Origin of the sequence: Faecalibacterium sp. HTF-F (assembly GCF_023347535.1) — a bacterium.
Lineage (GTDB): Bacteria > Bacillota > Clostridia > Oscillospirales > Ruminococcaceae > Faecalibacterium > Faecalibacterium wellingii.
Genome location: NZ_CP094473.1, coordinates 526,938 through 552,005, shown reverse-complemented (window position 1 = coordinate 552,005; position 25,068 = coordinate 526,938). Strand labels below are relative to the sequence as shown.

The 25,068-nt window shown below is 59.8% G+C and carries 21 protein-coding genes and 2 other annotated features; of the genes, 7 read left to right on the top strand and 14 right to left on the bottom strand.

Annotated elements, in window-relative coordinates:
• Positions 1-39: 39 nt before the first annotated feature.
• Complete coding sequence (gene ftsH, locus MTP37_RS02585) at positions 40-1,878, bottom strand: ATP-dependent zinc metalloprotease FtsH (RefSeq protein ID WP_249238074.1); 1,839 nt, start codon at positions 1,876-1,878, stop codon at positions 40-42.
• Positions 1,879-2,111: 233 nt separating this feature from the next.
• Positions 2,112-2,378: a binding site (T-box leader), on the top strand.
• 230 nt (positions 2,379-2,608) lie between these two features.
• Between ftsH and MTP37_RS02580 the strand changes: the two genes are divergently transcribed.
• From MTP37_RS02580 to leuB, 4 genes are all read left to right on the top strand, one after another.
• Positions 2,609-4,261 (top strand): 2-isopropylmalate synthase, encoded by a 1,653-nt coding sequence (locus MTP37_RS02580; RefSeq protein ID WP_097774024.1) that lies wholly within the window; start codon positions 2,609-2,611, stop codon positions 4,259-4,261.
• Positions 4,262-4,293: 32 nt separating this feature from the next.
• Positions 4,294-5,553 (top strand): 3-isopropylmalate dehydratase large subunit, encoded by a 1,260-nt coding sequence (gene leuC / locus MTP37_RS02575; protein ID WP_249238073.1) that lies wholly within the window; start codon positions 4,294-4,296, stop codon positions 5,551-5,553.
• Between the two features lie 18 nt (positions 5,554-5,571).
• A complete protein-coding gene (gene leuD, locus MTP37_RS02570; RefSeq protein ID WP_005942253.1) occupies positions 5,572-6,063 on the top strand; it encodes a 3-isopropylmalate dehydratase small subunit in 492 nt (163 codons plus the stop codon).
• Between the two features lie 185 nt (positions 6,064-6,248).
• Positions 6,249-7,322: a 3-isopropylmalate dehydrogenase gene (leuB, locus tag MTP37_RS02565; protein ID WP_249238072.1), complete on the top strand. Its 1,074-nt coding sequence runs from the start codon at positions 6,249-6,251 to the stop codon at positions 7,320-7,322.
• Positions 7,323-7,525: 203 nt separating this feature from the next.
• On the opposite strand, the gene upp is transcribed toward leuB, so the two are convergent.
• The 5 genes from upp to MTP37_RS02540 form a co-directional block, all read right to left on the bottom strand.
• Complete coding sequence (gene upp / locus MTP37_RS02560) at positions 7,526-8,152, bottom strand: uracil phosphoribosyltransferase (protein WP_249238071.1); 627 nt, start codon at positions 8,150-8,152, stop codon at positions 7,526-7,528.
• A 366-nt stretch (positions 8,153-8,518) separates the two neighbouring features.
• The gene (gene rpiB, locus MTP37_RS02555) at positions 8,519-8,965 is read right to left on the bottom strand and encodes a ribose 5-phosphate isomerase B (protein WP_249238070.1); all 447 of its coding nucleotides are present in this window, start codon (positions 8,963-8,965) and stop codon (positions 8,519-8,521) included.
• A 37-nt stretch (positions 8,966-9,002) separates the two neighbouring features.
• Complete coding sequence (tsaB, locus tag MTP37_RS02550) at positions 9,003-9,719, bottom strand: tRNA (adenosine(37)-N6)-threonylcarbamoyltransferase complex dimerization subunit type 1 TsaB (protein WP_249238069.1); 717 nt, start codon at positions 9,717-9,719, stop codon at positions 9,003-9,005.
• Positions 9,716-10,141 (bottom strand): tRNA (adenosine(37)-N6)-threonylcarbamoyltransferase complex ATPase subunit type 1 TsaE, encoded by a 426-nt coding sequence (gene tsaE / locus MTP37_RS02545; RefSeq protein ID WP_249238068.1) that lies wholly within the window; start codon positions 10,139-10,141, stop codon positions 9,716-9,718. Before tsaE ends, tsaB begins: the two co-directional genes overlap by 4 nt.
• 109 nt (positions 10,142-10,250) lie before the next feature.
• Complete coding sequence (locus MTP37_RS02540) at positions 10,251-11,426, bottom strand: hypothetical protein (protein WP_249238067.1); 1,176 nt, start codon at positions 11,424-11,426, stop codon at positions 10,251-10,253.
• A gap of 313 nt (positions 11,427-11,739) precedes the next feature.
• Between MTP37_RS02540 and MTP37_RS02535 the strand changes: the two genes are divergently transcribed.
• Complete coding sequence (locus MTP37_RS02535) at positions 11,740-12,957, top strand: FtsW/RodA/SpoVE family cell cycle protein (protein WP_249238066.1); 1,218 nt, start codon at positions 11,740-11,742, stop codon at positions 12,955-12,957.
• 282 nt (positions 12,958-13,239) lie between these two features.
• The gene (locus MTP37_RS02530; RefSeq protein ID WP_249238692.1) at positions 13,240-13,920 is read left to right on the top strand and encodes a sugar transferase; all 681 of its coding nucleotides are present in this window, start codon (positions 13,240-13,242) and stop codon (positions 13,918-13,920) included.
• 124 nt (positions 13,921-14,044) lie between these two features.
• Here MTP37_RS02530 and ilvD read toward each other — a convergent pair whose 3' ends face one another.
• The 4 genes from ilvD to ilvB all read right to left on the bottom strand — a co-directional run bounded on the left by ilvD (position 14,045) and on the right by ilvB (position 19,236).
• Positions 14,045-15,703 (bottom strand): dihydroxy-acid dehydratase, encoded by a 1,659-nt coding sequence (ilvD, locus tag MTP37_RS02525; protein ID WP_097774031.1) that lies wholly within the window; start codon positions 15,701-15,703, stop codon positions 14,045-14,047.
• Between the two features lie 174 nt (positions 15,704-15,877).
• Positions 15,878-16,897, bottom strand: coding sequence for a ketol-acid reductoisomerase (gene ilvC / locus MTP37_RS02520; RefSeq protein ID WP_249238065.1), 1,020 nt, complete (start codon positions 16,895-16,897; stop codon positions 15,878-15,880).
• Between the two features lie 86 nt (positions 16,898-16,983).
• Positions 16,984-17,556, bottom strand: coding sequence for an acetolactate synthase small subunit (gene ilvN, locus MTP37_RS02515; protein ID WP_249238064.1), 573 nt, complete (start codon positions 17,554-17,556; stop codon positions 16,984-16,986).
• Between the two features lie 15 nt (positions 17,557-17,571).
• Positions 17,572-19,236, bottom strand: coding sequence for a biosynthetic-type acetolactate synthase large subunit (gene ilvB / locus MTP37_RS02510; RefSeq protein WP_249238063.1), 1,665 nt, complete (start codon positions 19,234-19,236; stop codon positions 17,572-17,574).
• A 93-nt stretch (positions 19,237-19,329) separates the two neighbouring features.
• Positions 19,330-19,587 (bottom strand) — a binding site (T-box leader).
• A 175-nt stretch (positions 19,588-19,762) separates the two neighbouring features.
• Between ilvB and MTP37_RS02505 the strand changes: the two genes are divergently transcribed.
• A complete protein-coding gene (locus MTP37_RS02505; RefSeq protein WP_249238062.1) occupies positions 19,763-20,980 on the top strand; it encodes an ATP-binding protein in 1,218 nt (405 codons plus the stop codon).
• A gap of 101 nt (positions 20,981-21,081) precedes the next feature.
• Here the strand turns inward: MTP37_RS02505 and MTP37_RS02500 are convergent, their stop codons facing one another.
• From MTP37_RS02500 to MTP37_RS02485, 4 genes are all read right to left on the bottom strand, one after another.
• Entirely contained in the window at positions 21,082-21,456 is a 375-nt protein-coding gene (locus MTP37_RS02500) for a RidA family protein (RefSeq protein ID WP_097774035.1), read from the bottom strand.
• Positions 21,457-21,766: 310 nt separating this feature from the next.
• Positions 21,767-22,972: a threonine ammonia-lyase gene (gene ilvA, locus MTP37_RS02495; RefSeq protein WP_249238061.1), complete on the bottom strand. Its 1,206-nt coding sequence runs from the start codon at positions 22,970-22,972 to the stop codon at positions 21,767-21,769.
• Between the two features lie 290 nt (positions 22,973-23,262).
• Complete coding sequence (locus tag MTP37_RS02490; protein WP_249238060.1) at positions 23,263-24,312, bottom strand: TPM domain-containing protein; 1,050 nt, start codon at positions 24,310-24,312, stop codon at positions 23,263-23,265.
• Positions 24,309-25,067 carry a LemA gene (locus tag MTP37_RS02485; protein ID WP_249238059.1) on the bottom strand — a complete coding sequence of 253 codons (759 nt, stop codon included), beginning with the start codon at positions 25,065-25,067 and terminating at the stop codon, positions 24,309-24,311. Before MTP37_RS02485 ends, MTP37_RS02490 begins: the two co-directional genes overlap by 4 nt.
• Between the last annotated feature and the right edge of the window lies 1 nt (position 25,068).

Here is a 25,068-nt window from a genome sequence, read left to right as displayed (position 1 = left end):
GCGGGCTAAAAAAATTTTTTGGAAGCTCTGCCGCCGGGGTCACTGGGCCTGTGCCGGTTCCCGGTTCAGGATCTCCATGAACTCCTCGCCGGTGATGGTCTCCTTCTGGTACAGATACTGTGCCAGCTCGTCCAGCTTGGCGCGGTTGTCGGTCAGGATGCGGATGGCCTTTTCGTGCTGGGCCTTGACCAGCTCCACCACCTTCTGGTCGATCTCGCGCTGGGTCTGCGCCGAGCAGGCCAGCGAGGTGTCGCCGCCCAGATACTGGTTGTTCACGGTCTCCAGCGCCACCATGTCAAAATCCTTGCTCATGCCGTAGCGGGTAAGCATGGCGCGGGCAAGCTTGGTGGCCTGCTCGATATCGTTGGAGGCACCGGTGGTGATGGATCGGAACACCACTTCCTCGGCGGCGCGTCCGCCGGTAAGGGTAGCGATCTTGTTTTCCAGCTCTTCCTTGCTCATCAGGTAGTGGTTGCCCTCGTCCACCTGCATGGTGTAGCCCAGTGCGCCGGAAGTGCGGGGGATAATGGTGATCTTCTGCACAGGGGCAGAGTTGGATTGCTTGGCCGCCACCAGTGCATGGCCGATCTCGTGGTAGGCCACGATGCACTTTTCCTTATCGGTCAGGATGGAGTTTTTCTTCTGGTAGCCTGCAATGACCACCTCGATGCTCTCCTCCAGATCGGCCTGCGTCACGCTCTTGCGGCCTGCACGCACGGCGCGCAGGGCTGCTTCGTTGACGATGTTGGCAAGTTCCGCACCGGAGGCGCCGGAGGCCATGCGGGCCACGGTGTTGAAGTCGATGCCCGGGGCCAGCGCCACCTTTTTGGCGTGCACTTTCAAAATCTCTTCGCGGCCCTTGAGGTCGGGCAGCTCCACCGGCACGCGGCGGTCAAAACGTCCGGGACGGGTCAGGGCCGGGTCCAGCGAATCCGGGCGGTTGGTGGCCGCCAGAATGATAACACCGGTGTTGCCCTCAAAGCCGTCCATCTCGGTGAGCAGCTGATTCAAAGTCTGCTCACGCTCATCGTTGCCGCCGAGATTGCCGCTGTTGCGCTTCTGGCCGATGGCATCGATCTCATCAATGAACACGATGCAGGGGGCCTTTTCCTTTGCCTGCCGGAACAGGTCGCGCACCTTGGACGCGCCCATGCCCACGAACATCTCCACGAACTCCGAGCCGGAAATGGAGAAGAAGGGCACGTTGGATTCGCCTGCCACGGCCTTGGCCAGCATGGTCTTGCCGGTGCCCGGAGGGCCCACCAGCAGGATGCCCTTGGGCATGGATGCACCAATGCTCTCGTACTTGCCGGGATCGTGCAGGTAATCCACGATCTCCTGCAGGTTTTCCTTGGCTTCATCCTCACCGGCAACATCCGCAAAGCGGATGCCGTGGGTGGACTGCACATAGACCTTGGCGTTGGATTTGCCCACGCCGCCGAACATCATAGCCCCCGGGCCGCCGCCGGCCTTTTCCATCAGCTTTTTGTTCATCTGGTTGCCGATGAAGCTGAACAGCAGGATGGGCAGCAGGAACCAGATCAGGAAATTGAGCATCGGCGACCCCTGCTCCACGATCTCGCTGGAAAACTGCGCTCCGGCATCATACAGGCGCTGGGTAAGCTCCGGGTCGTTCATCAGGCCGGTCTTGTAGACCTGCTTTTCCTCTTTATCGGTAAAAATGATCTGGTTGGATTCGATATCCACACGGCCGATGTTCTTTTCCTCGGTCATGGTCATAAAGGTACCGTAGTCCACTTCCTCCACCTGACGCTCGCTCATCCACGGCAGCAGCACAAGGTTGAGCAGCAGCAGGACCGCCAGCACGATGGCGTAATAGATCGCCAGCGGCTTTTTGGAAGGCTTGACTTCTTTCATGACGCTTCCTCCTTTGGTTCTTGATGCAAGTAGTATAGCACAGCCGCCGGGCCCGCAACAGCGGTTCGAGCAGAACTTTCCAAAAACTTAGCAAATTGTTAACATTAGTGCCCCGTGCACAATTTTGGAAAATTCTGCCCCTTCTTTTGTGAAATTGTTTCATTTTGAGAATGAGCCAGACTGCTTGACACTGCCCGCGAATCATGCTAAACTTAGTCCACTTTGAAAAAAGCACAAATGCGTTGACGGGGAAAAAACGAATTTCTTCTGCGTACAGAGAGCCGCCGGGTGGTGCAAGGCGGGTGCAGAGGGCTTCGGTTACTGGCCCCTGAGCGGCAGAGCTGAACATGCAAGTAGGCTCTGACGGACGCCCACCGTTACCCGGGCAGCGATTCGCCGCAAAAAGCCGATCGTGCAAAGCGGCTGTGCCCAAAGGCGCAGCAAGGAGAGTGGTACCACGGGTGCCCTGTAGTTTGAATTTACAGGCTCTCGTCTCTCAAGGTTTTCGCCTTGAAAGACGAGAGCCTTTTCGTATGTAAACCCTCTCAGTCGCCTGACGGCGACAGCTCCCCCGAGGGGGGAGCTTTAAGAAAAGGGAAGAGATCTTTCTTCGAAGAAGGACCGACTTGCCCGTCAGAAGCCGAAAAGCTCCCCCTTTGGGGGAGCTGGCAGCCCCGCAGGGGCTGACTGAGAGGGTTCGTCTCACCACAACATCAGGAGGACGCACATTATGATGGACGCAACCAAGTACGCTCCGGGTTACTACCCGGTACCCGCAGGCTATGACAGCTGGGTAAAGAAGGATCACATTGAAAAGGCCCCCGCATGGTGCAGTGTGGACCTGCGCGACGGCAATCAGGCCCTGATCGTGCCCATGAGCCTTGAGGAAAAGCTGGAGTTCTTCCAGATGCTGGTAAAGATCGGCTTCAAGGAGATCGAGGTGGGCTTCCCTGCCGCCAGCGACACCGAGTACGAGTTCCTGCGCACCCTGATCGAGAAGAACATGATCCCCGAGGATGTCACCGTGCAGGTGCTGACCCAGTGCCGTGACCACATCATCCGCAAGACCTTTGAGGCCGTCAAGGGCGCGCCCCGGGCGGTGATCCACTTCTATAACTCCACCTCTGTGGCCCAGCGCGAGCAGGTGTTCCACAAGAGCAAGGAGGAGATCAAGAAGATCGCCACCGACGGCGCAAAGCTGGTCAAACAGCTCAGTCAGGAGTACGAGGGCAACTTCCTGTTCGAGTACAGCCCCGAGAGCTTCACCGGCACCGAAGTGGACTACGCCGTGGATGTGTGCAATGCCGTGTTGGACATCATGCAGCCCACCCCGGACCGCCCCATGATCATCAACCTGCCCGTTACCGTGGAAATGAGCATGCCGCATGTCTACGCAAACCAGATCGAGTACTGCGACAAGCACCTGAAATACCGCGACAGCGTGATCATCTCCACCCACCCCCACAATGACCGCGGCACCGGCGTGGCCTGCGCAGAGCTGGCCGTGCTGGCGGGTGCACAGCGGGTGGAGTGCTGCCTGTTCGGCAACGGCGAGCGCACCGGCAACGTGGACGCGGTGACGCTGGCCATGAACATGTACAGCCACGGCGTAGACCCCAAGCTGGACTTCTCTGATATGCCGGACATCTGCGCCACCTACGAGCGAGTGACCCGGATGCACATTTACGAGCGCACCCCCTACGCCGGTCAGCTGGTGTTCGCCGCCTTCTCCGGCAGCCATCAGGACGCCATTGCAAAGGGCATGGCCTACCGCAAGGAGCATGGCGAGCACCGCTGGACCTGCCCCTACATCCCGGTGGACCCCCACGACATCGGCCGCACCTACGACGCCGACGTCATCCGCATCAACAGCCAGAGCGGCAAGGGCGGCATCGGCTTTGTGCTGGAGCAGAACTTCGGCTACAACCTGCCGCCCAAGATGCGCGAGGCGCTGGGCTACAAGGTCAAGAGCGTTTCCGACCACAGCCACAAGGAGCTGAGCGCAAACGAGGTGCTGCACATCTTCGAGGATGCCTTCCTCAACCGCTGCAAGCCGCTCAACGTTCTGGAAGCCCACTTTGCACAGGTGGGCGGCATCACTGCCACCGTCACGCTGGAGCTGAATGGTCAGCGCAAGGTGGTCACCTCGGTGGGCAATGGCCGTCTAGACGCCGTGGCAAACGCCATCCAGAGTGCCACCGGCATGGAGTTCCACCTCGAGACCTACTCCGAGCACAGTCTGGACGAAGGCTCCACCTCCCGCGCTGCCTCCTACGTCGGCCTTGTCTGGGGCGATAACACCGTCACATGGGGTGCCGGCACCGACACCGATATCATCGTGGCCGGCATCAAGGCACTGGTGAGCGCGATCAATAATAAATAAAAGCATTTTTTCGATAAAAGGAGAGTACCATCATGGGAATGACCCTGACGCAGAAAATTCTTGCCGCACATGCTGGTCTTGCCGAGGTCAAGGCAGGCCAGCTCATCAATGCAAAGCTGGACATCGTGCTGGGCAACGATATCACCACCCCCGTTGCCATCAACGAGTTCGAGCGTGCCGGTTTCAACTCCGTGTTCGACAAACAGCACATTGCCATCGTGCTGGATCACTTTGTGCCCAACAAGGACATCAAGAGTGCCACCCAGTCCAAGCAGTGCCGCGAGTTCGCCAACAAGTACGACATCCTCAACTTCTACGATGTGGGCCAGATGGGCATTGAGCACGCCCTGCTGCCTGAAAAAGGCATCGTGACCGCAGGCGACTGCGTCATCGGTGCGGACAGCCACACCTGCACCTATGGTGCACTGGGCGCCTTCTCCACCGGCGTCGGCTCCACCGACATGGCTGCCGGTATGGCCACCGGCATGGCATGGTTCAAGGTTCCCTCCGCCATCAAGTTCGTGCTCAAGGGCAAGTTCGGCCCCCGGGTGTCCGGCAAGGACCTGATCCTGCACATCATCGGCATGATCGGTGTGGACGGTGCGCTGTACAAATCCATGGAGTTCACCGGCCCGGGCGTTGCCGGTCTTACTATGGACGACCGCCTGTGCATCTGCAACATGGCCATCGAGGCCGGTGCCAAGAACGGCATCTTCCCGGTGGACGATGTGACCCGCAGCTACCTCAAGGGCCGCAGCCAGCGTGAGCCGGTGTTCTACACCGCTGATCCCGATGCCGAGTACGAAAAGACCATCGAGATCGATCTGGACAAGCTGGAGCCCACCGTCAGCTACCCCCACCTGCCCGAGAACACCCACCTTGCCAGCGAAGGCAAGGACATCAAGATCGATCAGGTAGTGATCGGCAGCTGCACCAACGGCCGTCTGGAGGACATGGAAGCCGCCTACAACGTGCTCAAGGGCAAGCACATTGCCAAGGGCGTGCGCGGCATCATCATCCCCGCCACCATGGCCGTTTACAAGGAATGCATCCTGCGCGGCTGGACCACCGCCTTCATCGATGCAGGCTGCATCGTGTCCACCCCCACCTGCGGCCCGTGTCTCGGCGGCTACATGGGCATTCTGGCCGAGGGCGAGCGCTGCGTTTCCACCACCAACCGCAACTTTGTGGGCCGCATGGGCCATGTGAAGAGCGAGGTCTACCTTGCTTCTCCCGCCACTGCCGCCGCCAGCGCACTGACCGGCTACATCACCGACCCCCGCACGGTCTGATCGGAAAGGAGCACAACAATGAACGCTAAAGGTTCTGTTTTCAAATACCCGGACAACGTGGATACCGATGTCATCATCCCGGCCCGCCACCTGAACACGCAGGACGCCAAAGAGCTGGCCAGCCACTGCATGGAAGACATCGACAAGGACTTCGTCAAGAAGGTGAAGGACGGCGACATCATGGTGGGCGGCTGGAACTTTGGCTGCGGCTCCTCCCGTGAGCACGCACCGCTGTGCATCAAGACCGCCGGTATCTCGGTGGTCATTGCCAAGAGCTTTGCCCGCATCTTCTACCGCAACAGCATCAACATCGGTCTGCCCATCATGGAGTGCCCCGAGGCCGTGGACGCCATCAACGCAGGCGACACCGTGAGCGTGGACTTTGACACCGGCGTCATCACCGACGAGACCAACGGCAAGGTGTTCCACGCCGAGCCCTTCCCGCCGTTCATTCAGGAGATCATCTCGGCCGGTGGACTGATGAAGTCCATCAAGGCAAAGCAGCAGTAACCCTCTCAGGCGCTTCGCGCCAGCTCTCCCAAAGGGCGAGCTTTTTGCCATCTTCCCGAATGTATTTTCTTCCAGGATAAGCAACGAACAATATCTTACCCGCCTGAAAAGCTCCCCCTTCGGGGGAGCTGGCAATGCCGCAGGCATTGACTGAGAGGGTTCAAACCGATAGAAGGAGTTTCCCAATGGAAAAAAACATTGCTGTCATCTGGGGCGACTGCTCCAGCCCGGAGATCGTCAAGCAGACCATCCGCGTGCTTGACAAGGTGGCCGAAAAGTACGGCCACACCTTCCACTACACCGACGCTGCCATGGGCGGCGAAGCCATTGACAAGTACGGTGACCCGCTGCCCCAGCACGAGCTGGACAAGTGCCTTGCTGCGGACAGCGTCCTGCTGGGTGCCGTGGGCGGCCCCAAGTGGGAGGGTCTGCCCGGTGAGCAGCGCCCGGAGAAGGGCCTGCTGCGCCTGCGTGCAGGCATGGGCCTGTACTCCAACAACCGCCCGGCCAAGATCTGGCCCCAGCTGGCTCCTGCCAGCCCCCTGAAGCCCGAGATCGTGGCACAGGGCATCGATTTCATCATCGTGCGTGAGCTGATCGGCGGCGTATACTTCGGCAACCACGAGACCCACACCCTCGCCAGCGGCGAGAAGCAGGCCATCGACTCCATGCCCTACTCGGAGCACGAGATCGAGCGCATCGGCCGCATCGGCTTCGAGACCGCACGCAAGCGCCGCAAAAAGCTGTGCTGCGTGGACAAGGCCAACGTGCTGGACACCAGCCGCCTGTGGCGCAGTGTGATGCACCGCCTGCAGGCCGAGTACCCGGATGTGGAATACAGCGAGATGTTCGTGGACAACTGCGCCATGCAGATCGTCAAGAACCCTGCCCAGTTCGATGTCATCGTCACCGAGAACATGTTCGGCGACATCCTGTCGGACGAGGCTTCCATGATCACCGGCTCCATCGGCATGATCCCGTCCTCTTCTCTGGGCGACGGCACCCGCGGCCTGTACGAGCCCATCCACGGCTCCGCCCCGGACATTGCGGGCAAAGACATCGTGAACCCCACCGCCTGCATCCTGTCTGCCGCCATGATGCTGCGCTACTCCTTCGGCCTGACCGAGGAAGCCGACGCCATCGAGAACGCCGTGAACAAGGTGCTGGACAAGGGCCTGCGCACCGCCGACAACATGAGCGAGGGCTGCACCTGCCTTGGCTGCACCGCCATGGGCGACGCCATTCTGGCCGAGATCTGAGCAGAACCCTCTCAGTCACCTTCGGTGCCAGCTCCCCCGAAGGGGGGAGCTTTTGTTGCCTTCCTGTAAGAGCGCTAAGCTCCCCCTTCGGGGGAGCTGGCATCGCGCAGCGATGACTGAGAGGGTTTTCCTTTATCACAACAAAAAAGATGCAGCCCACCCGTGTGAGCTGCATCTTTTCATTTTTCGATAAAACGCGCTTTTTACTTGGTGCCGTAGATACGGTCGCCGGCGTCGCCCAGACCGGGAACGATGTAGCCGTTCTCGTTCAGGTGGTCGTCCTCTGCGCCGAGGTAGATATCCACATCAGGGTGTGCCTCGTGCAGGGCCTTGATGCCTTCCGGAGCAGCGATCAGGCCGATGAACTTGATGCGCTTTGCGCCATGCTTCTTGATCTGGGTGATGGCATCGATGGCGCTGCCGCCGGTGGCCAGCATCGGGTCCAGAACCAGAACGTCACGCTCTGCAATGTCCTGCGGCAGCTTGCAGAAGTACTCCACGGGCTGCAGGGTCTCCTCGTTGCGGTACAGGCCGATGAAGCCCACCTTTGCAGCGGGCAGCAGGGTCAGCATACCGTCCAGCATACCCATGCCTGCGCGCAGGATGGGCACCAGAGCCAGCTTGCGGCCAGCCAGCACCTTGGTCTTTGCCATGGTGATGGGCGTCTCGATCTCCACCTCTTCCAGAGGCAGGTCACGGGTCGCTTCGTAGCACAGCAGGGTCGCGATCTCGCCAACGAGGTCACGGAACTCCTTGGTACCGGTCTGCTTGTTGCGCAGAATGCTCAGCTTGTGCTGCAGCAGCGGATGCTCAACGATCATCGGGGTCATAAAAACACGCTCCTTATTTTAAATAGATAACTCTATCGGGTACGGGATCACGCTCTGAAACGGCTCTGCGTGCGCTTCGCCATGATCAGAAGGGTCGTAACGAAAAACGGCATCTGCACTGCAGTATTTCTATGCAGCTGCCCATTACGGCCCCTTTTGTGAAAATGCGTTTGGAGCGGCCCTGCGGTTGCGCAGCAATGAAAGCCCCAGTGGGTCTTTCAAGCAGGCGAGCGATCTGCGATAGCAGATGGAAGGGCTTTGCCCTGACAAGCGTCGGGGCCGCGACAAACGCGAAATCAAAAAAATTTTTTCCTTGATTCATGGCCAGAGTAAAACGGAGGCCATTCCAATCGTCAAACCTGAGAATCAGCGGTTCTCCAGTGCGGTCAGCTTGTCGATGCGGCGCTGATGGCGGCCGCCCTCAAACTCGGTGTTCAGGAAGAGATCCACCAGCTGGCAGGCCAAGCCTGCACCCACGACGCGGCCACCCATGCACAGGGCGTTGGCGTCGTTGTGGCGGCGGGTATACTCGCAGCTGAAGCTGTCGGAGCAGCAGCAGGCACGAATGCCCTTGATCTTGTTTGCCGCCATGCTGATGCCCACGCCGGTGCCGCAGAACAGCAGTGCCTTTTCACACTGGCCGTTCACCACGGCGTCGCAGGCAGGCACTGCCATGTCGGGGTAATCCACGCTGTCGGTGCTGTGGGTGCCAAAATCGATGTATTCCAGCCCCAGCTCCTTCAGATGTGCCTTGACAGCTTCCTTCAGTTCAAATCCGCCGTGGTCAGCGGCCAGTGCAATGGGTCTTGCCATGGAAAAACGTCCTTTCTCTTGTAACGCAAACTATAACTCAAGCTTTTTCTTTCTTTGCCGCAGCTTCGGCCGCAAGGCGCTCTGCGCGCTCCCGCTCCGCCTGACTCAGGCGGTGATAATCCGGCAGCAGCGCCTCCGGCAGCACAGCCTGTCCGGCTGCGGCCATCTGCTTTGCCACAAGGGCTACCGCTGCAGCCCGTCCGCCGCGCAGCGCCGGGGGTGTTTGCAGCACGCCCGGCACACTGCTGTATTTATTATAGCACAGAGAAGCGCCATCACCAACAAAAAACAGGGGCTTTTTGCAATTTTCTACAAATTCTGCAAGATCAGCCACAGCCCGGGCATCGTCCTCCAGCAGGCGCCGGTGGGTGGAAAGCTCGAATGCGGCGCTGTACACCTGTGCGCGGCGGGCATCCAGTGCGCACAGCACGGTGCCCTCGCCGGTGTGTGCTGCGGCCAGTGCTTCCAGCGTAGACACCGGTGCGCACAGCGTCTCCCGCGGGAAGGCAAGGCCCTTCACCGCTGCCAGACCGATGCGCAGGCCGGTAAAGCTGCCAGGGCCGGCGTTGACGCCGTACAGGTCGATGTCCGCGCAGGTCATGCCGCACATCTTCAGGCAGGTGTCGATCATGGGCATCAGGGTCTCGCTGTGGGTCATGCCCGCGTCCAGATAGACCTCGTACAGCAGGCGGTCGTCCTGCAAAAGAGCCACACCGGCCGTCTTGCCCGCCGTATCCACGGCTAAGATGTTCATAGCGTTACCCCCTCAATGGTGATCCTGCGGGTGTTCTCGTCCACGCGCTGGATGTCCACCCGGATGGGGTCTTCCAGCGCCAGCAGGTCGGCGAAATTCTCGCTCCACTCTGCCGCCACAACGGCCCCCTGATCCAGATAATCGTAAAAGCCTGCCGCACACAGATCATTCTCGGTGGAAATGCGGTACAGGTCAAAATGTGCCAGCGGTCTCGGGCCGCGGTAATAGTTCACGATGGCAAAAGTAGGGCTGGACACCGGGTCGGTGCAGCCAAGCCCCTGCGCAAGGCCCTCGGTGAAAGCGGTCTTGCCCGCGCCAAGCCCGCCGGTAAAGGCCACCAGAGAGCCCGGTGCCAGAGCGCCGGCCATGCGTGCGCCCAGCGCCACGGTCTCGGCACGGGAGTGGGTGATATATTCAGACATGAAGCTTACCTCATTTTATAAAGCAAAAGGGACGGCAGAGCTCTGCCATCCCTTAGTATAATATACTTTGCACAAAAGCGCAATGCCAAGAAACCGCTGCGGGGTCTGCTCAGGCCGCAGCCGCAGCTTCTTCTGCCGTGTAGGGGTTGGGCAGCACGGCACTCCGGCTTCCGCTCAGCATCGCATAGGATGCCGCCGCATGGGGCCGTCTGCCGCCCTGCTCGTTGTACCAGATGATATCATCGGTGCCGTAGATGCTCTTGGCATAGTCCACGGCCTGCTCCAGCGTTTCGCCTTCGATCATCCGGTTCACGGTGGCCCACAGCATGCTGCGGGAATACACCGAGTACACATTGTTCACATAGCCCATCACGGCTTTGGCACCGCCTGCCAGCAGGCCGTCTGCCATAGCGGTATCCACATGGCCGTTCTTGCCATAGAACTCGCAGGTCTCGCTGAGCACGATGCCATTGCCCCGGTATGCACTGCGGAAGAAATCGCCGTTGACGGCATACATACCGTTCACCTTGACCACACGGTGGGCCAGCAGGTCAAAACCATAGCGCAGGTCGCTCCAGAATTCTGATTTTTCGCTCAGCAGAATCAGCGGCTCGGTGGCGGTCCTTTTCCACAGCCAGCCGTATTCATAGGTATAGTAGGCACCATGGGTGCTCAGGATGCACAGGTCGTAATCGCCCATCCTGCGCAGGTCGGACACGGTAACGGTAGTGTCCAGTCTGGTCTGCAGCCCCACCGAATCCCAATAGGTCTGCATATAGGCATAGTAGGGGTAGCGGGCGCTGTTGATGGTGTTGTCAAAGGCGTAATAGATGGCCGCCGTGCCCACTCGCTTGTTCTCGGCCAGCTGCTGCAGCTGTTCTTTTTCCAGCTGCGGCAGAGCGACAGCGTTCTCCTCCTCCGGGTCTGCGACCAGAATGCCGCCCAGCGCACCGCAGCTGTAGGTAAAGCTCACCATGCCGTTTTCGGCATCGGTGTACACAGAGCCCTGCTTCACAAGGCCCTGCCGGGTCAGTTCTTCCAGCTGCTGCAGGGCTGCATCGATGCGCTCGTCCTCGCTCATCCGGGTGTAATCCTCGCTGTCGGTCAGCTCCGTGACTGCAGCATCTGCCTGCTGCATCCCGCGCACATCCGCAGCCGTCAGGCTCTGCTGCACAGCGGCGGTTTCCTCCGGCTGCTGTGCAAAAGCCGCCATGGGCAGAGCTGTCAGTGCAAAAGCCAGCGCACACAGCACACACACAAGGCGGCAGGGTCTATTCTGTTTCATTCCCATTCCCTCCGGGCCTGCCGTGCGCCCATGCAGCACGGGGCCCTTTTCCGGCAGGCAGGACGCCTGCCCGGCCGATGACCGGCCGTTCCATCTTCTTCCCGCGGCAAAAACTTCATCCGTGTTTGCCGTGACTTCATTGTAGATGCTGCCGTCCGCTTTGTCAAGCATCCGCGCAGATTTTACAAGGCCGTTCCACACGGCAGATTGAAAACGCTGTGCCATCTGTGTATAATAAGGATAAACTGGGTTTGTGTTGCCTATGCGTGCAGCCGGGCCCGGTGTGCATCTGGAAACGAAAGGTGGTGCTTTCTTGGAAAGCATTCGACAATATCTGAAGCGGACGGATAAGCTCTACCTGCTGCTGTGCATCTTCAGCAGCACCATGGCTGTGGTGGCACTGGCCTCCTGGGCCGCAAAGCAGGGCAGCGGCTTTGCTACCGATGAGCTCACCGGTGCCGTTATCGGCATCGGCGATTACCGCCGTGCGCTGGTGCAGGCCGGTGCGGCGGTGTTGGGCATCATCCTTGCGCTGCTGCTCTCCTGCATCGACTACCGCAGCCTCGTCAAGGTGTGGCCGGTGCATGTGGCCCTGACATGGGGCCTTGTGCTGCCCACCCTGTTCATCCGCAATGTGACCATCGGCCCGCTGACCATCGGCTTCAACGCCGGTGATACCGATAACTACTCCTGGTACAAGCTGGGCGGCTTCACCTTCCAGCCCACCGAACTGGCAAAGATCAGCTTCATCCTCACCTTTGCCATGCACCTGAACAATGTGCGCAGCCGCATCAACGAGCCCAAGGAGCTGGCAAAGCTGCTGCTGCACCTGCTGGTGCCCATCGCCATCATCCATGTTCAGGGCGATGACGGCACCGCCATCATCTACGGCATCATCGGCTGCAGCATGATGTTTGCGGCGGGCCTGAGCTGGAAGTATATCATCGGAGCCGTTGCAGCCGCCGCTGCCGCAGTGGCCGCAGCCTTTGCCTTTTTCAGTGATAAGATCGGCAAGGGCTACCAGTGGTACCGCATTCTGGCCGTCATCGACCCGGAGAACACCACCGGCTGGGCACCCAACGAGACCATCTGGAAAAACATCATCTACCAGCAGCAGCGCGGCGAGATTGCCATCGGCTCCGGCGGCATCTTCGGCAACGGCCTGTTCAGCGGCCGGTACTACAGCGTACCCAACGCCCACAACGACTTTATCCTCAGCTGGATAGGCAACACCATGGGCTTTGTGGGCCTGTGCATCGTGCTGGGTGCCCTGCTGGCGCTGGTGATCAAGACCTTTGCCACCGGTGCCCGCAGCGAGGATCTGCTGGGCAGCTATATCTGCGCCGGCATCGGCGGTGCCCTGATGGCTCAGATCGCCGTGAACGTGGGCATGAACCTGCGGGTGCTGCCGGTCATCGGCGTCACCCTGCCCTTTTATTCTGCGGGCGGCAGCTCGGTGCTGATGCTGTATATCTGCGTGGGGCTTGTGCTGTCGGTCTATATGCACAACACAAAGAGCCTGTTCGGGTAAGGCTCCGGCACACCGGTCTGTCTGTTCATCGTTTTTCCCCCCTGTGATCTGGCTTTTTCTGACATACCAGACAAAAAAATGGTTCAACTCTCTTGCAATCTGCCTGTGCACATGGTAAAATTGTACAGAAGTTTGCAGTTTTATTGTGCAATAGGTGCAATAACTGTGTGGGAGAGTTTGGGGCTCTCTTTATTTTCTGTTATGGACTAAGAGGGAGTGAATCTGAATATGACAACTGTAACCACTGCGCCAGAAGCGGAATACTGGCTGCAGACCGGTCGGATGGAGGAGCCCGGCGCAGAGCTTGGCATCCGCAAGCCGGTCACGGTCGACCGTAAGACGAATCTTCATGAGCACCGCGCCTACTGGTGTGTGCGCCGCGCACAGGATATCTTCTTTTCTCTGCTGGCGCTGATCGCGCTTTCCCCGCTGATGCTCCTTACCTGCATTGCAGTCTGGATCGACAGCCCGGGTGCAAGCCCGGTGTTCAGCCAGCTGCGGGTGGGCCGCAACGGCAAGCTGTTCCGGCTGTACAAGTTCCGTTCCATGTGCCCGAACGCTGAGAGCAAGCTCAACGATCTGCTGCAGGACAACGAGATGGACGGCCCTGTGTTCAAGATGAAGGACGATCCCCGCATCACCCGGGTGGGCCATTTCATCCGCAAGACCAGCATCGACGAGCTGCCTCAGCTGGTGAACATCCTCAAGGGCGATATGAGCATTGTGGGCCCGCGCCCGGCTCTGCCCCGTGAGGTGGCCCAGTACACCCCTTATGAATGGCAGCGGCTGTACGTGACGCCGGGCCTGAGCTGCTACTGGCAGATCGCCCCACACCGCAACCAGCTGAGCTTTGAGGAGTGGATGGCGCTGGATGTGAAGTATGTCAAGGAGCGCAGCTTCCTGGTGGACTGGAAGATCATCTTTGCAACCTTCCGTGCGGTGCTGTTCGGCCACGGAGAATAAATTTTTGCCTGAGAAGTGACAAAGCTTGTCTGCTTTGTCGCTTTCTTTTTTATCTATGGGCCTGCAGGAAAAAAACAGAGGGACGACGCGGGGTCGTCCCTCTGTTTTTGCTTAGATCATCAAATTACTTCAGCACGGCGCCCAGATTTGCACTGGTGACCATGCGTGCATAGCGGCTGAGCCAGCCGGTCTTGATATTGGGTTCGGGTGCAACATACTTTGCCTTGCGCTGGGCCAGGACTTCGTCGCTGACCTCCAGCGTGATGGAGGCATTGGGGATATCAATGTTGATGGTATCGCCCTCCTCGATCAGGCCGATGGGGCCGCCGGAAGCAGCCTCCGGGCTCACATGGCCAATGGCTGCACCGCGGCTTGCGCCGGAGAAGCGGCCATCGGTGATGAGGGCCACTGTCTTGTCCAGCTTCATGCCGGCCAGTGCGGAGGTGGGGTTCAGCATCTCACGCATGCCGGGGCCGCCCTTGGGGCCTTCGTAGCGGATGACCACCACATCGCCCGGGACGATCTTGCCCGCGTAGATGGCGGCAATGGCCTCGTCCTCGCTGTTGAACACGCGGGCCGGTCCGGAATGCTGCTGCATCTCGGGGGCCACGGCGCTGCGCTTGACCACACAGCCGTCCGGTGCAATGTTGCCCCACAGGATCTGCAGGCCGCCGGTCTGGGAATAGGGGTTGTCAATGGGACGGATGGCCTTGTCGTTCAGGATGTGTGCGCCCTTGATGTTCTCGCCCAGCGTCTTGCCGGTAACGGTAGGCACATCCAGATCCAGCAGGCCCTTCTTGGCCAGCTCTGCCTGCACGGCAGGAATGCCACCTGCGGCGTACAAATCCGGCATGTGGGTGGGGCCGGCCGGTGCCAGATGGCACAGGTTGGGGGTCTTGGCGCTGATCTCATTGAACAGCTTCAGGTCGATGGGCACACCAGCCTCATAGGCGATGGCCAGCAGGTGCAGCACCGTGTTGGTGGAGCAGCCCAGCGCCATATCACAGGTCAGAGCGTTGCGAATGGAGCGCTCGTTGATGATCTGGCGTGCGGTGATGCCCTTCTTGACCATATCCATAATGGCCATACCAGCGTGCTTTGCCAGCTGCAGACGCTTGGAGTAGACGGCAGGAATGGTGCCGTTGCCGGGCAGTGCGATGCCGATGGCCTCGCACAGGCAGTTCATGCTGTTGGCGGTGTACATGCCGGAGCAGCTGCCGCAGCTGGGGCAGCAGTTGCAGGTGCAGTCTTCCAGCTGATCCTCGGTGATCATACCGGCCTTGTAGGCACCCACAGCCTCGAACATCTTGGAAAGGCTGACCTCTTCGCCGCCGTAGGTACCGGCCAGCATGGGGCCGCCGGAGCAGACCACAGCGGGCACATCCATGCGCACCGCTGCCATCACCATGCCGGGCACGATCTTATCGCAGTTGGGCACCAGCACCAGACCGTCCAGCTGGTGGGCCATGAGCATGGTCTCCACGCTGTCGCAGATCAGCTCGCGGGAAGCCAGCGAGTACTTCATGCCCACATGGCCCATGGCGATGCCGTCGCACACGCCGATGGCAGGGATCAGGATAGGGGTGCCGCCTGCCATCTCAACACCGGCCTTTACGGCATCGGCGATCTTGTCCAGATTCATATGGCCGGGCACGATCTCGCTGTAGGCGCTCACCACGCCGATCAGCGGGCGCTCCAGCTCTTCCTTGGTATAGCCCAGTGCGTAGAACAGGCTTCGGTTCGGAGCGCGCTCCGAGCCCTTGGTCACATTGTCGCTTCTCATTTCAAATCCTCTTTTCTGTCAAAAACCCTCTCCGTCACGGCTGCGCCGTGCCACCTCTCCCGAAGGGGAGAGGTTTTTGCGGAGGATCTATAAGTATAAGGTTCCCACTTTCAACAAAAGCTCCCCCTTTCGGGGGAGCTGGCCGCCGAAAGGCGGCCTGAGAGGGTTTTCCTCTTACTTCTTCAGCCAGCTCATCATGCCGCGCAGCTCTGCGCCGACCTTCTCGATGGGCAGCTCTGCTTCCATGCGGCGCTTTGCCAGGAAGTGCACCTTGCGGCCGCCGTTGGGGCTCATCTCGGTCAGGAACTCGGAAGCGAAGGTGCCGTCCTGAATCTCGGTCAGGACCTTCTTCATCTCCTTGCGGGTCTCGGCGGTGATCAGGCGCTTGCCGGTGCGGTAATCGCCGTACTCAGCGGTGTTGGAGATGGAGTAACGCATCTTGGAGAAGCCGCCCTCGTTGATCAGGTCAACGATCAGCTTCATCTCGTGGCAGGTCTCAAAGTATGCCATCTCGGGCTCGTAGCCAGCTTCCACCAGCGTATCGAAACCGGCGTGGATCAGCTCGGAAACACCGCCGCACAGCACTGCCTGCTCGCCGAACAGGTCGGTCTCGGTCTCCTCCTTGAAGGTGGTCTGCAGGATGCCTGCACGGCCTGCGCCGATGCCGGAAGCGTATGCCAGAGCGATATCCTTAGCCTTGCCGGTGTAGTCCTGCTCCACGCAGATCAGAGAGGGGCAGCCCTCACCCTCGGTGTACAGGCGGCGGACAATGTGGCCGGGGCCCTTGGGAGCGATCATGATAACGTCCACATTCTTGGGAGCAGCGATGGTCTTGAAGTGGATGTTGAAGCCGTGTGCAAAGGCCAGTGCCTTGCCCTCGGTCATGTAGGGAGCCACCTGCTTGTTGTAGATGTCGGCGCACAGCTCGTCGGGCACCAGCATCATAACAACGTCGCCGGCCTTGGCAGCTTCTTCCACTTCCATGACCTTGAAGTTCTCGTGAGTTGCTGCGAACTCAGAAGCCTTCTCCCAGTGAGCAGAGCCCTTGCGCAGGCCGACGACGACGTTCACGCCGCTCTCGGCCAGGTTCTCGGAATGGGCGTGGCCCTGGCTGCCGAAGCCGATGACAGCGACGGTCTTGCCGTCCAGCACGCCGAGGTTGCAGTCGGAATCGTAGTATTTCTTGATAGCCATGGTAGTTGTTCTCCTTTTTTGTTTTGTGTTTATTCAGTGGCTGATTCTAAACATTTTATTTTTTCGCTCCTTGAGAGCGGAAAAGCTCAGGTCCGTTCCGGGCAGTGGGTCCCCGGCAGAGGCAGCTGCACTGCGCGCACCTCCTGCGGCGGCTTCTGCATGTGCTGGTGCATCCCGCCGCGCTCCAGTGCGGTGACGCCGGTGCGGCACTGCTCCAGGATCTTATAATCCGCGAACATTTTCAGGAAGGCGTCGATCTTATCCGGCTTGCCGATCAGTTCAAACACCATGCTGTCCGGCGAAAGATCGATGATCTTTGCCTTGTAGATGCTGGCAATCTCCCGCAGCTCGCTGCGGTTGTGCACGTCGGACGCCACCTTCAGCAGCAGCAGCTCCCGTTCCAGCGATTTTTCGCCGTCCAGCACGAACACCTGCCGAGTGACCTCCAGACGCTCGGTCTGCAGGATCAGCTGGCTGAGTGCCTTTTCGTCGCTGGTGATGGTAACGGTGATGCGGCTGACCGCCGGGTCGTTGGTAGCCGAAACGGTCAGGCTGTCAATGTTGAAGCCGCGGCGGCAGAACAGGCTGGACACACGGGCCAGAACACCGCTCTGGTTGTCCACCAGCAGGCTGATGACCCTGCGTTTGTTGGTTTCCATTTTGCTGTGTCCTCCTTATTCCATGATGATGTCGTTGATGTCGCCGCCGCCGGGGATCATGGGCAGCACCTTTTCGTCCTTATCGATGATGCACTCGATCCATGTGGGGCCCTTCTGCTTGAGCGCATCCGCAAAAGCAGCCTGAAACTCCGGAAGGTTGGTGCAGCGGTAGCCCTTCAGGCCAAAGCCGTCTGCCAGCTTGACGAAATCCGTCTTGCGGTGGGGGTCGGTCTGGCTGTAGCGCCTGCCGTAGAAGGTGGTCTGCCACTGGCGCACCATGCCCAGCACCGAGTTGTTGAAGATCACGGTGATGATGGGCAGCTCGTAGCTCACAGCGGTGCAGGCCTCGTTCAGGTTCATGTGGAAGGAGCCGTCACCGGTGAACATGACCACCCGCTGATCCCGGCCAAGGGCCATCTGTGCGCCGATGGCAGCACCGTAGCCAAAGCCCATGGTGCCCAGACCGCCGCTGGTGATGAAGCCGCGACTCTTGGCGTGGCGCAGATACTGCGCTGCCCACATCTGGTGCTGGCCCACATCGGTCACATACACGGCCTCCGGGCCACACTGATTGCACACCTCTCCGATGACCTGATGGGGCATCAGGCGGGTGGGGTCGGACACCGGGTGGTAATCCTGTGCCTGCCACTCGTGGATCATGGCCATCCACTCCGGATGCTTTTTCTCCTTGATCTGGGGCAGCATGGCGTTCAGCACATAGGCCGCATCGCCCACGATGGAAAGATCGACCTCCACATTCTTGCCCAGCTCACTGGGGTCGATGTCGATCTGGATGATGGTGGCGTTCTTTGCAAAGGTCTTGGGGTTCAGGGCCACACGGTCCGAGAAGCGGGTGCCCACTGCAATGAGCACATCGCAGTCGGCCACAGCGCGGTTGGAGGTGTAGCAGCCGTGCATGCCCACCATCCCGATGTTCATCGGGTCGCCGTAGGGCACGACGCCTGCGGCCATCAGGGTATAGGTCGCAGGGATCTCGGCCTTCTTCAGCAGGTCGCGCAGGGGCTGGCAGGAAGCTGCGCTGCGCACGCCGCCGCCAAAGTAGACCAGCGGGCGCTGCGCGGCGTTGATCAGGTCTGCCGCCCACTTCACCCGCTCTGCGTTGAAGGTGGTCACGGTGCGGATGGGCTCCGGCTTTTTGGGGGTGAACTCGCACACCGCCGCCGTCACGTCCTTGGGGATATCCACCAGCACCGGGCCCTTGCGGCCGCTCTGTGCAATGCGGAAGGCAGAGCGCATGGTATCGGCCAGCTCCTCTACCCGGCGCACCGTGAAGTTGTGCTTGGTAATGGGCATCGTGATGCCCTCAATGTAGGCTTCCTGAAAGCCGTCCTTGCCAAGGCCCGTCGTGGCTACGTTGCCGGTGAAGGCCACCATGGGCACCGAGTCCATATAGGCTGTGGCAATGCCGGTGACCAGATTGGTGGCACCCGGGCCGCTGGTAGCCAGCACCACACCGGTGCGTCCGGTGGCGCGGGCATAGCCATCTGCCGCGTGAGCCGCGCCCTGCTCGTGGGCGGTGAGCACATGGGTGATGCGGTCCGAATTCTTGTACAGCTCATCGTAAAGGTTCAGCACTGCGCCGCCGGGATAACCAAAAAGGGTGTCCACGCCCTGCTCGCACAGGACCTCTACAAAGATCTGAGAACCATTCAACTGCATGGTGTTGCTCCTATTCCTGTTCCACTTCTTATCCATTCCCTCAGGGAGAGCTTTTGAAAAAGAAAAAGAAAAAGCCCTTGTCCCCTGCTTCTTTCAAGAGACAAAGACCTTGTAACATCAAGCTCTCTGCGGTACCACTCTCGTTGGCGTGCTGTGCACACCCTCTCACGGGCTTCCAACAAAGCCCTGCACGGTAACGGCTGCAACCGGCGCTGCTTACAAGGGTTTTGCACCCGTTGGGCAGGCTGCTCCGGGATGATTTTCCGCACGAAACGCTGACTGCCTTGCACCAGACGGCAGCTCTCTGAACAGTGGGGATCGTGTGGTACTTTTTCCCATCTGCGCATTTGTTGATGTAAATTATACTATAAATCGGGCTTTTGTCAATCGATGATTTGTCTCCTGAAGCATCTCAAACATGAAGGGATTTGAACACCTCTTGCGCCTTGGCAGAAGCTGCTGTATACTTCTGATATGCGCGCCTGCGCGTTTATTTATCACACGCTCAAATCAGAGGGACAGGAATATGAAACTGAGAGAATGGAATGCCCGGCTGCACGGGCTTGTTATTTTCCGCAGCCTGCTGGACGATCCCGTGGTGGCAAAGTTTGCGGATCTGACCGACCGCATGGAAGCCGGTGCGCCCGGCTGCGGCCCGGTGTGTGACGCCGTGGCACAATTTGAAGCGGCGCTGTTCGAGCACACCACCAACTGGGGCAGCTACCTCAGCGCCGCCGTGTTGGAAGCCGAAACCGTCTGCGTGCGGCAGGCTGCAGCGGGCACCCTTGCCCCGGTGCTGCAGACTGCACTGGACAGCGAGCTGGCCTTTTTGCAGGCCCTGTGCGGCCTGACGCTGGACGAGCTGCTGGCCGCAGCCGGTTCTGCTGCCGGTCAGGCACAGGAGCTGGACTTTCTTCCCCGGTGGGAGACGGCACAGCTCGACCTGCCTGCCGCCTACGCCCAGCGCATGAGCGAGGTGGGCAGAAAGGGCTACGGCATGTTTGCCAAGCACCATGTGTTCACGGTGGAAAACGGCCAGCTGGTGCCGGTGAAGTACCCCGACCCCCAGCGCCTTTCTGAGCTGCCCGGCTATGAGAAGGAGCGGGAAAAGGTCATTGCCAACACCAAGGCCCTGCTGGCCGGAATGCCCGCCAACAATGTGTTGCTGTACGGTGATGCCGGCACCGGCAAGTCCAGCGCGGTAAAGGCCATTGCCAACGAATTTGCGCCCGACGGCCTGCGGCTGGTGGAGGTGAAAAAGAACCAGCTGTACCAGATCCCGGATCTGATGGACAGGCTGGCGGCGAACCCGCTCAAGTTCATCCTGTTCATCGACGATTTGAGCTTTACCGCCAATGACGACAACTTTGCCGCCCTGAAGGCCATTCTGGAAGGCAGCGTAGGCGGCCGGGCCAAGAACATTGCGGTATATGCCACCTCCAACCGCCGCCACCTGATCAAGGAGACCCTGACCGACCGCACCGGCGATGACATCCACGAAGCCGACACCCGGCAGGAGCTGATGAGTCTTTCGGCCCGGTTCGGCCTGACCGTCACCTTCCAGCGCCCGGAGAAGGCCCGGTTCGAGACCATTCTGGCAGAGCTGGCAAAGCAGCACGGCATCGATATGCCCATGGATCAGCTGCTGGTAAAGGCCGAGGCCTTTGCCATCCGCGCCGGAGGCCGCAGCCCCCGGGTGGCAAAGCAGTTTATTGAACAGTGCGAGGCCGGGGTGCAGAAGTGACCCCCGCGCCCTCACTCATTCCGCAAAAGAGCCGCAGGAACACTGCTTTGCAGCATCCTGCGGCTCTTTTTGTCCGGTATTCAGAAACAGCCTGCGCGCGTTTACTCACGCACGGCGATGCACTCGATCTCCAGCTTTGCGCCCTTGGGGATGGCCGCCACCTGCACACAGCTGCGTGCGGGGAACGGCTCTGCAAATGCCTTGGCATACACGGCGTTCACGGCGGCAAAATCGTTGATGTCGGCAAGGAAGATGACCGTCTTGACCACATTTGCCATGGAAAGGCCTGCCTCCGCCAGAATGGCCTTGAGGTTTGCCAGACTCTGTGCAGCCTGCTCCTCCACGGTATCGGCCATCTTGCCGGTGGCAGGGTCTACCGGGATCTGGCCGGAAACGAACACCATATTGCCCAGATCGATGGCCTGACTGTAGGGGCCGATGGCGGCGGGGGCATTGGAAGTAGAAACGACTTTCATAGCAGTTCTCCTTTGTTGTAAGATCACGATTTAAAATGGCCGACGCGTGCGCTTTGGCTCTATTCAGCGGAAATTTGATTTTTATATTTGTGCTCCGGAAAAGCCTGTGGGCTTTTCCGGAGCACTTTTTCATGAGACAAGCCGTACCCCAAAATAGCAATTGAAACTAGTGTTTTATGTGTCGGCCCCTTTGGTGAAAATGCGTTTGGAGTGCCCCGCAGGGCACGACAAACGCAAAATAAAAAATTATTTTCCGCTATTTATGGCCAGAGCGAAGCGGAGGCCATTCTAAATCGTCTGTTTTTCCTTATTATACTCTTTCGCTCACCAGCTGGAAACCCTCTTTTGCAAGTTCTGCACGGATCTGCTCGATCTGCGCCGCGTCACGGGTCTCAAGGGTCAGCTTGAGGAAGCAGCTGGAGATGGGCATGTTGGGGTCAGAACCATCGTGCTGCACCGACACCACATTGCTGCCGCAGCGGGAAACGATCTCCGCCACCTTCTTCAGCTGGCCGGGCTTGTCCTCCAGTGCGATGGTCATGTTGGCCTTGCGGCCGCTCATCACCAGACCGCGGGTGATGACGCGGTTGAGGATGTTCACATCGATGTTGCCGCCGGAGACGACGCAGGCCACCTTTTTGCCCTCGACCGGCAGCTTGTGGAACAGCACTGCAGCCACCGGCACGGCTCCGGCACCCTCGGCCACCAGCTTCTGGTTCTCCATCAGGGAGAGGATGGCGGCAGCGGTCTCATCCTCGGTGACGGTGACGATATCATCCACATACTGTTCGCAGATCTGGTAGGTCAGCTCACCGGGCGTCTTGACCTGAATGCCGTCTGCAAAGGTGGAGGCTGCTTTCAGGGTCTGATACTTGTGCTCATGCAGACTGCGGTACATGCTGGGGGCACCCTCGGCCTGCACGCCGTACACCTTTACCTCCGGGCGCAGGCTCTTGATGGCAAAGGCCACGCCGGAGATCAGGCCGCCGCCGCCCACCGGCACAACGACCGCATCCACATCCGGCAGCTGATCCAGAATTTCCAGACCGATGGTCCCCTGCCCCGCGATGACCTGCTCATCGTCATAGGGGTGGATAAAGGTCATGCCGGTCTCTTCCTGCAGCTCCACGGCCTTGTCGTGGGCGTCGTCGTAGGTGCCGGGCACCAGACACACTTCTGCACCCAGATTCTTGGTGTTCTCCACCTTCATGATGGGCGCACCGTCCGGCATGCAGACGATGCTCTTGATGCCGCGGCGGGTGGCAGCCAGTGCCACGCCCTGCGCATGGTTGCCCGCAGAGCAGGCGATCACGCCCTTGGCGCTCTCCTCTGCGGAGAGCTGGCTGATCTTATAGTAAGCGCCGCGCACCTTGAAGCTGCCGGTGGCCTGCAGGTTCTCGGTCTTCAGGTACAGATGGCAGTCCTTGGAAAGCTTGGATGCCTCAATGAGGTCAGTCTTGCGGGCAACGTCCTTGAGCACAAAGGCGGCGTGGTAGATCTTATCCAGAGTCAGCATGGTGATTCTCCCTCTATATGACACATTTTACTGTAATTGCATGGTTTTCAGTATAGATTAGCAAAGTTGTTTTGTCAAATGAATTTCCTTCATGATAAAAGCCGCAGAAAAGAGAGCAGCAATGTTTTCCATCAAGACCGGCGCGGCAGCTGCCGCTTGCCGCCCCGACCCCATCCGTGAAAAAGGGGTTCTGAAAAGCCCGCGGGCTTTTCAGAACCCCAAAATCTCAAATAATTCTTCCGCTGAAGCTGCCCAAAGCAGCGCGGAGGGCATTTTGCCGCGCAGCGGCATTACCGTCCGCGTCCACCGCCGCCGCCATGACTGGAGCCGCCGCCCATTCCACCGAAGGAGCCGCCGCCGAAGCTGCCGCCGCCAAACGAGCCGCCTCCAAAGGAGCCGCCTCCGCGGGAGCCACCGAAGGACCCGCCGCCAAAGCCGCCGCCCATGGGAGGACGGGGCGGACGCCGGTTGTTGTTCCGGGGCGGGCGGGGCCGGTCATTGCGGGGGCCGGGGCCATAGCCCGGGCCGTATCCGGGGCCGAAGCCGGGGCCCGGAGGAGGAGGAGGGCCGGGACGATAACGCCGACGGGCCGAGCCTGCCATGTAGCCCCATGCGAAGGGGCCCCAGTTCCAGCCCACTGCATGGCCGATGGGTGCAATAAACACCCGGAACACGAACAGCACAATGATCAGCATTACCAGCAGGGACATGAACAGGATCACGATGCCCAGAACGACATTCTCAAAGGTGGTGGGGCCGTCGTCCGGCTCCGCGTAGCCGCCATCGTTGTAGCTGCCGCCCGAAAGGCTGACGCCGTAGATGTCTGCAATGGTGTCGGCCACATTGTTGGCACAGGTGATTACTGCATCGCTGTAATCGCGGTTAACAAAATCACCTTCCATGGTCTGAGCGAGGGCGCTGGCCTGACTTTCCAGCGTGGTGTTGCGGAAGCCGTCGCCATAGGTCACGTAGTAATCGCCATCCTCGTAGATGGGCGACTCCATCACCAGCAGAATCAGCACGCCGTTGTTGTTTGCGGCATCGCCGATGCCCCATGCGTTGAAGGCCTGTGTTGCATAATCCTCAGTGGAATAATTGCCCGTATAATCTACAGTCAGTACACCGATCTGTGCCCCGCTGCAGCTTTGTTCCAGCTGGGCATTCAGGTCGATGATGGCCTGGGTGGTGCTGTCGCTCAGAACGTTGGCATCATCCACCACACACTGATCTCTGGGCAGATCCGGCAGGCTGGCGGCGGCAAATGCTGCCGGGCACAGAGCCGCTGCGCCCACCACAAGGGCCAGCACCAGAGCGCTCACGCGCTTTGCAAAATTTTTCATGCGAAGGGTTCAACCTCCTTTACCCCGGCAATGCTGCCCAGCACACTGGCCGGAAAGCCGCCGGTCTCTTTCTGGTAGTCATAAACGGCATCGTTGTACTGCAGGGTGCCGATGATGGTAGCCGCACTGTTGAACTGGCCGTACTGCCCCTGCACTGCGCCCATCTTCATGGGGTCTGCAGCCTGCTCCTGCAGCTTTGCATAGAGCTGGTCGATCCGCGAACCCAGCACCTCGTTGGCCTGATACAGTGCATGCATCGTGCTGCCCTGATAATAGGGCAGCGAGGTGAGCGCCTGCGCTTTGCCGCCGTTCTGCACCGCTTCCAAACAGGCCGAGAAGTCGTTCAGCGCGGTCTGTGCAGCCTGCACCTCGGCACTGTCGGCCCCCAGCGTGTTGCCGGCGGTGGTGATGATGTTCGCCGCCGTGTTCATGCGGGTGGTCAGCTCCTCGCTGAGGTTATAGCCGTTGTCTGCCGCCACACCCACCGTGTACCATTTGCGGGCTTCGTTGTACCGGCTGCGCAGTTTGGCGCTGCCAAAGCCCAAAAAGGCCGCCAGCATCACCACCACGCTCAGGGCCAGCGCCGCCGCCCGGGTGGAAAGGGTGGCTGGCAGCTTTGCTTCCGCGCCCGCCAGCTTCTGCTGCAAAGGGGTCAGGCGCACCGTTTCTTCCGGCCGGGCCTTTTCGCGGTAGCTGCCCGCGTCAAAGCCGCCGGGAGTGCTGTTCTGTTTTTGCGAAAAATCTGCGTTTGCCATT

What these genes read in the sequence shown, in the direction of transcription:
- MTP37_RS02500 (WP_097774035.1), bottom strand. Translation starts at nt 21,456, where the DNA reads ATGAAAGTCGTTTCTACTTCCAATGCCCCCGCCGCCATCGGCCCCTAC.
- leuB (WP_249238072.1), top strand. Translation starts at nt 6,249, where the DNA reads ATGGAAAAAAACATTGCTGTCATCTGGGGCGACTGCTCCAGCCCGGAG.
- tsaB (WP_249238069.1), bottom strand. Translation starts at nt 9,719, where the DNA reads ATGAACATCTTAGCCGTGGATACGGCGGGCAAGACGGCCGGTGTGGCT.
- MTP37_RS02540 (WP_249238067.1), bottom strand. Translation starts at nt 11,426, where the DNA reads ATGAAACAGAATAGACCCTGCCGCCTTGTGTGTGTGCTGTGTGCGCTG.
- MTP37_RS02580 (WP_097774024.1), top strand. Translation starts at nt 2,609, where the DNA reads ATGATGGACGCAACCAAGTACGCTCCGGGTTACTACCCGGTACCCGCA.
- ilvB (WP_249238063.1), bottom strand. Translation starts at nt 19,236, where the DNA reads ATGCAGTTGAATGGTTCTCAGATCTTTGTAGAGGTCCTGTGCGAGCAG.
- ilvD (WP_097774031.1), bottom strand. Translation starts at nt 15,703, where the DNA reads ATGAGAAGCGACAATGTGACCAAGGGCTCGGAGCGCGCTCCGAACCGA.
- ilvC (WP_249238065.1), bottom strand. Translation starts at nt 16,897, where the DNA reads ATGGCTATCAAGAAATACTACGATTCCGACTGCAACCTCGGCGTGCTG.
- MTP37_RS02490 (WP_249238060.1), bottom strand. Translation starts at nt 24,312, where the DNA reads ATGAAAAATTTTGCAAAGCGCGTGAGCGCTCTGGTGCTGGCCCTTGTG.
- ilvA (WP_249238061.1), bottom strand. Translation starts at nt 22,972, where the DNA reads ATGCTGACTCTGGATAAGATCTACCACGCCGCCTTTGTGCTCAAGGAC.
- leuD (WP_005942253.1), top strand. Translation starts at nt 5,572, where the DNA reads ATGAACGCTAAAGGTTCTGTTTTCAAATACCCGGACAACGTGGATACC.
- MTP37_RS02505 (WP_249238062.1), top strand. Translation starts at nt 19,763, where the DNA reads ATGAAACTGAGAGAATGGAATGCCCGGCTGCACGGGCTTGTTATTTTC.
- MTP37_RS02485 (WP_249238059.1), bottom strand. Translation starts at nt 25,067, where the DNA reads ATGGCAAACGCAGATTTTTCGCAAAAACAGAACAGCACTCCCGGCGGC.
- upp (WP_249238071.1), bottom strand. Translation starts at nt 8,152, where the DNA reads ATGACCCCGATGATCGTTGAGCATCCGCTGCTGCAGCACAAGCTGAGC.
- tsaE (WP_249238068.1), bottom strand. Translation starts at nt 10,141, where the DNA reads ATGTCTGAATATATCACCCACTCCCGTGCCGAGACCGTGGCGCTGGGC.
- ilvN (WP_249238064.1), bottom strand. Translation starts at nt 17,556, where the DNA reads ATGGAAACCAACAAACGCAGGGTCATCAGCCTGCTGGTGGACAACCAG.
- MTP37_RS02530 (WP_249238692.1), top strand. Translation starts at nt 13,240, where the DNA reads ATGGAGGAGCCCGGCGCAGAGCTTGGCATCCGCAAGCCGGTCACGGTC.
- leuC (WP_249238073.1), top strand. Translation starts at nt 4,294, where the DNA reads ATGGGAATGACCCTGACGCAGAAAATTCTTGCCGCACATGCTGGTCTT.
- rpiB (WP_249238070.1), bottom strand. Translation starts at nt 8,965, where the DNA reads ATGGCAAGACCCATTGCACTGGCCGCTGACCACGGCGGATTTGAACTG.
- ftsH (WP_249238074.1), bottom strand. Translation starts at nt 1,878, where the DNA reads ATGAAAGAAGTCAAGCCTTCCAAAAAGCCGCTGGCGATCTATTACGCC.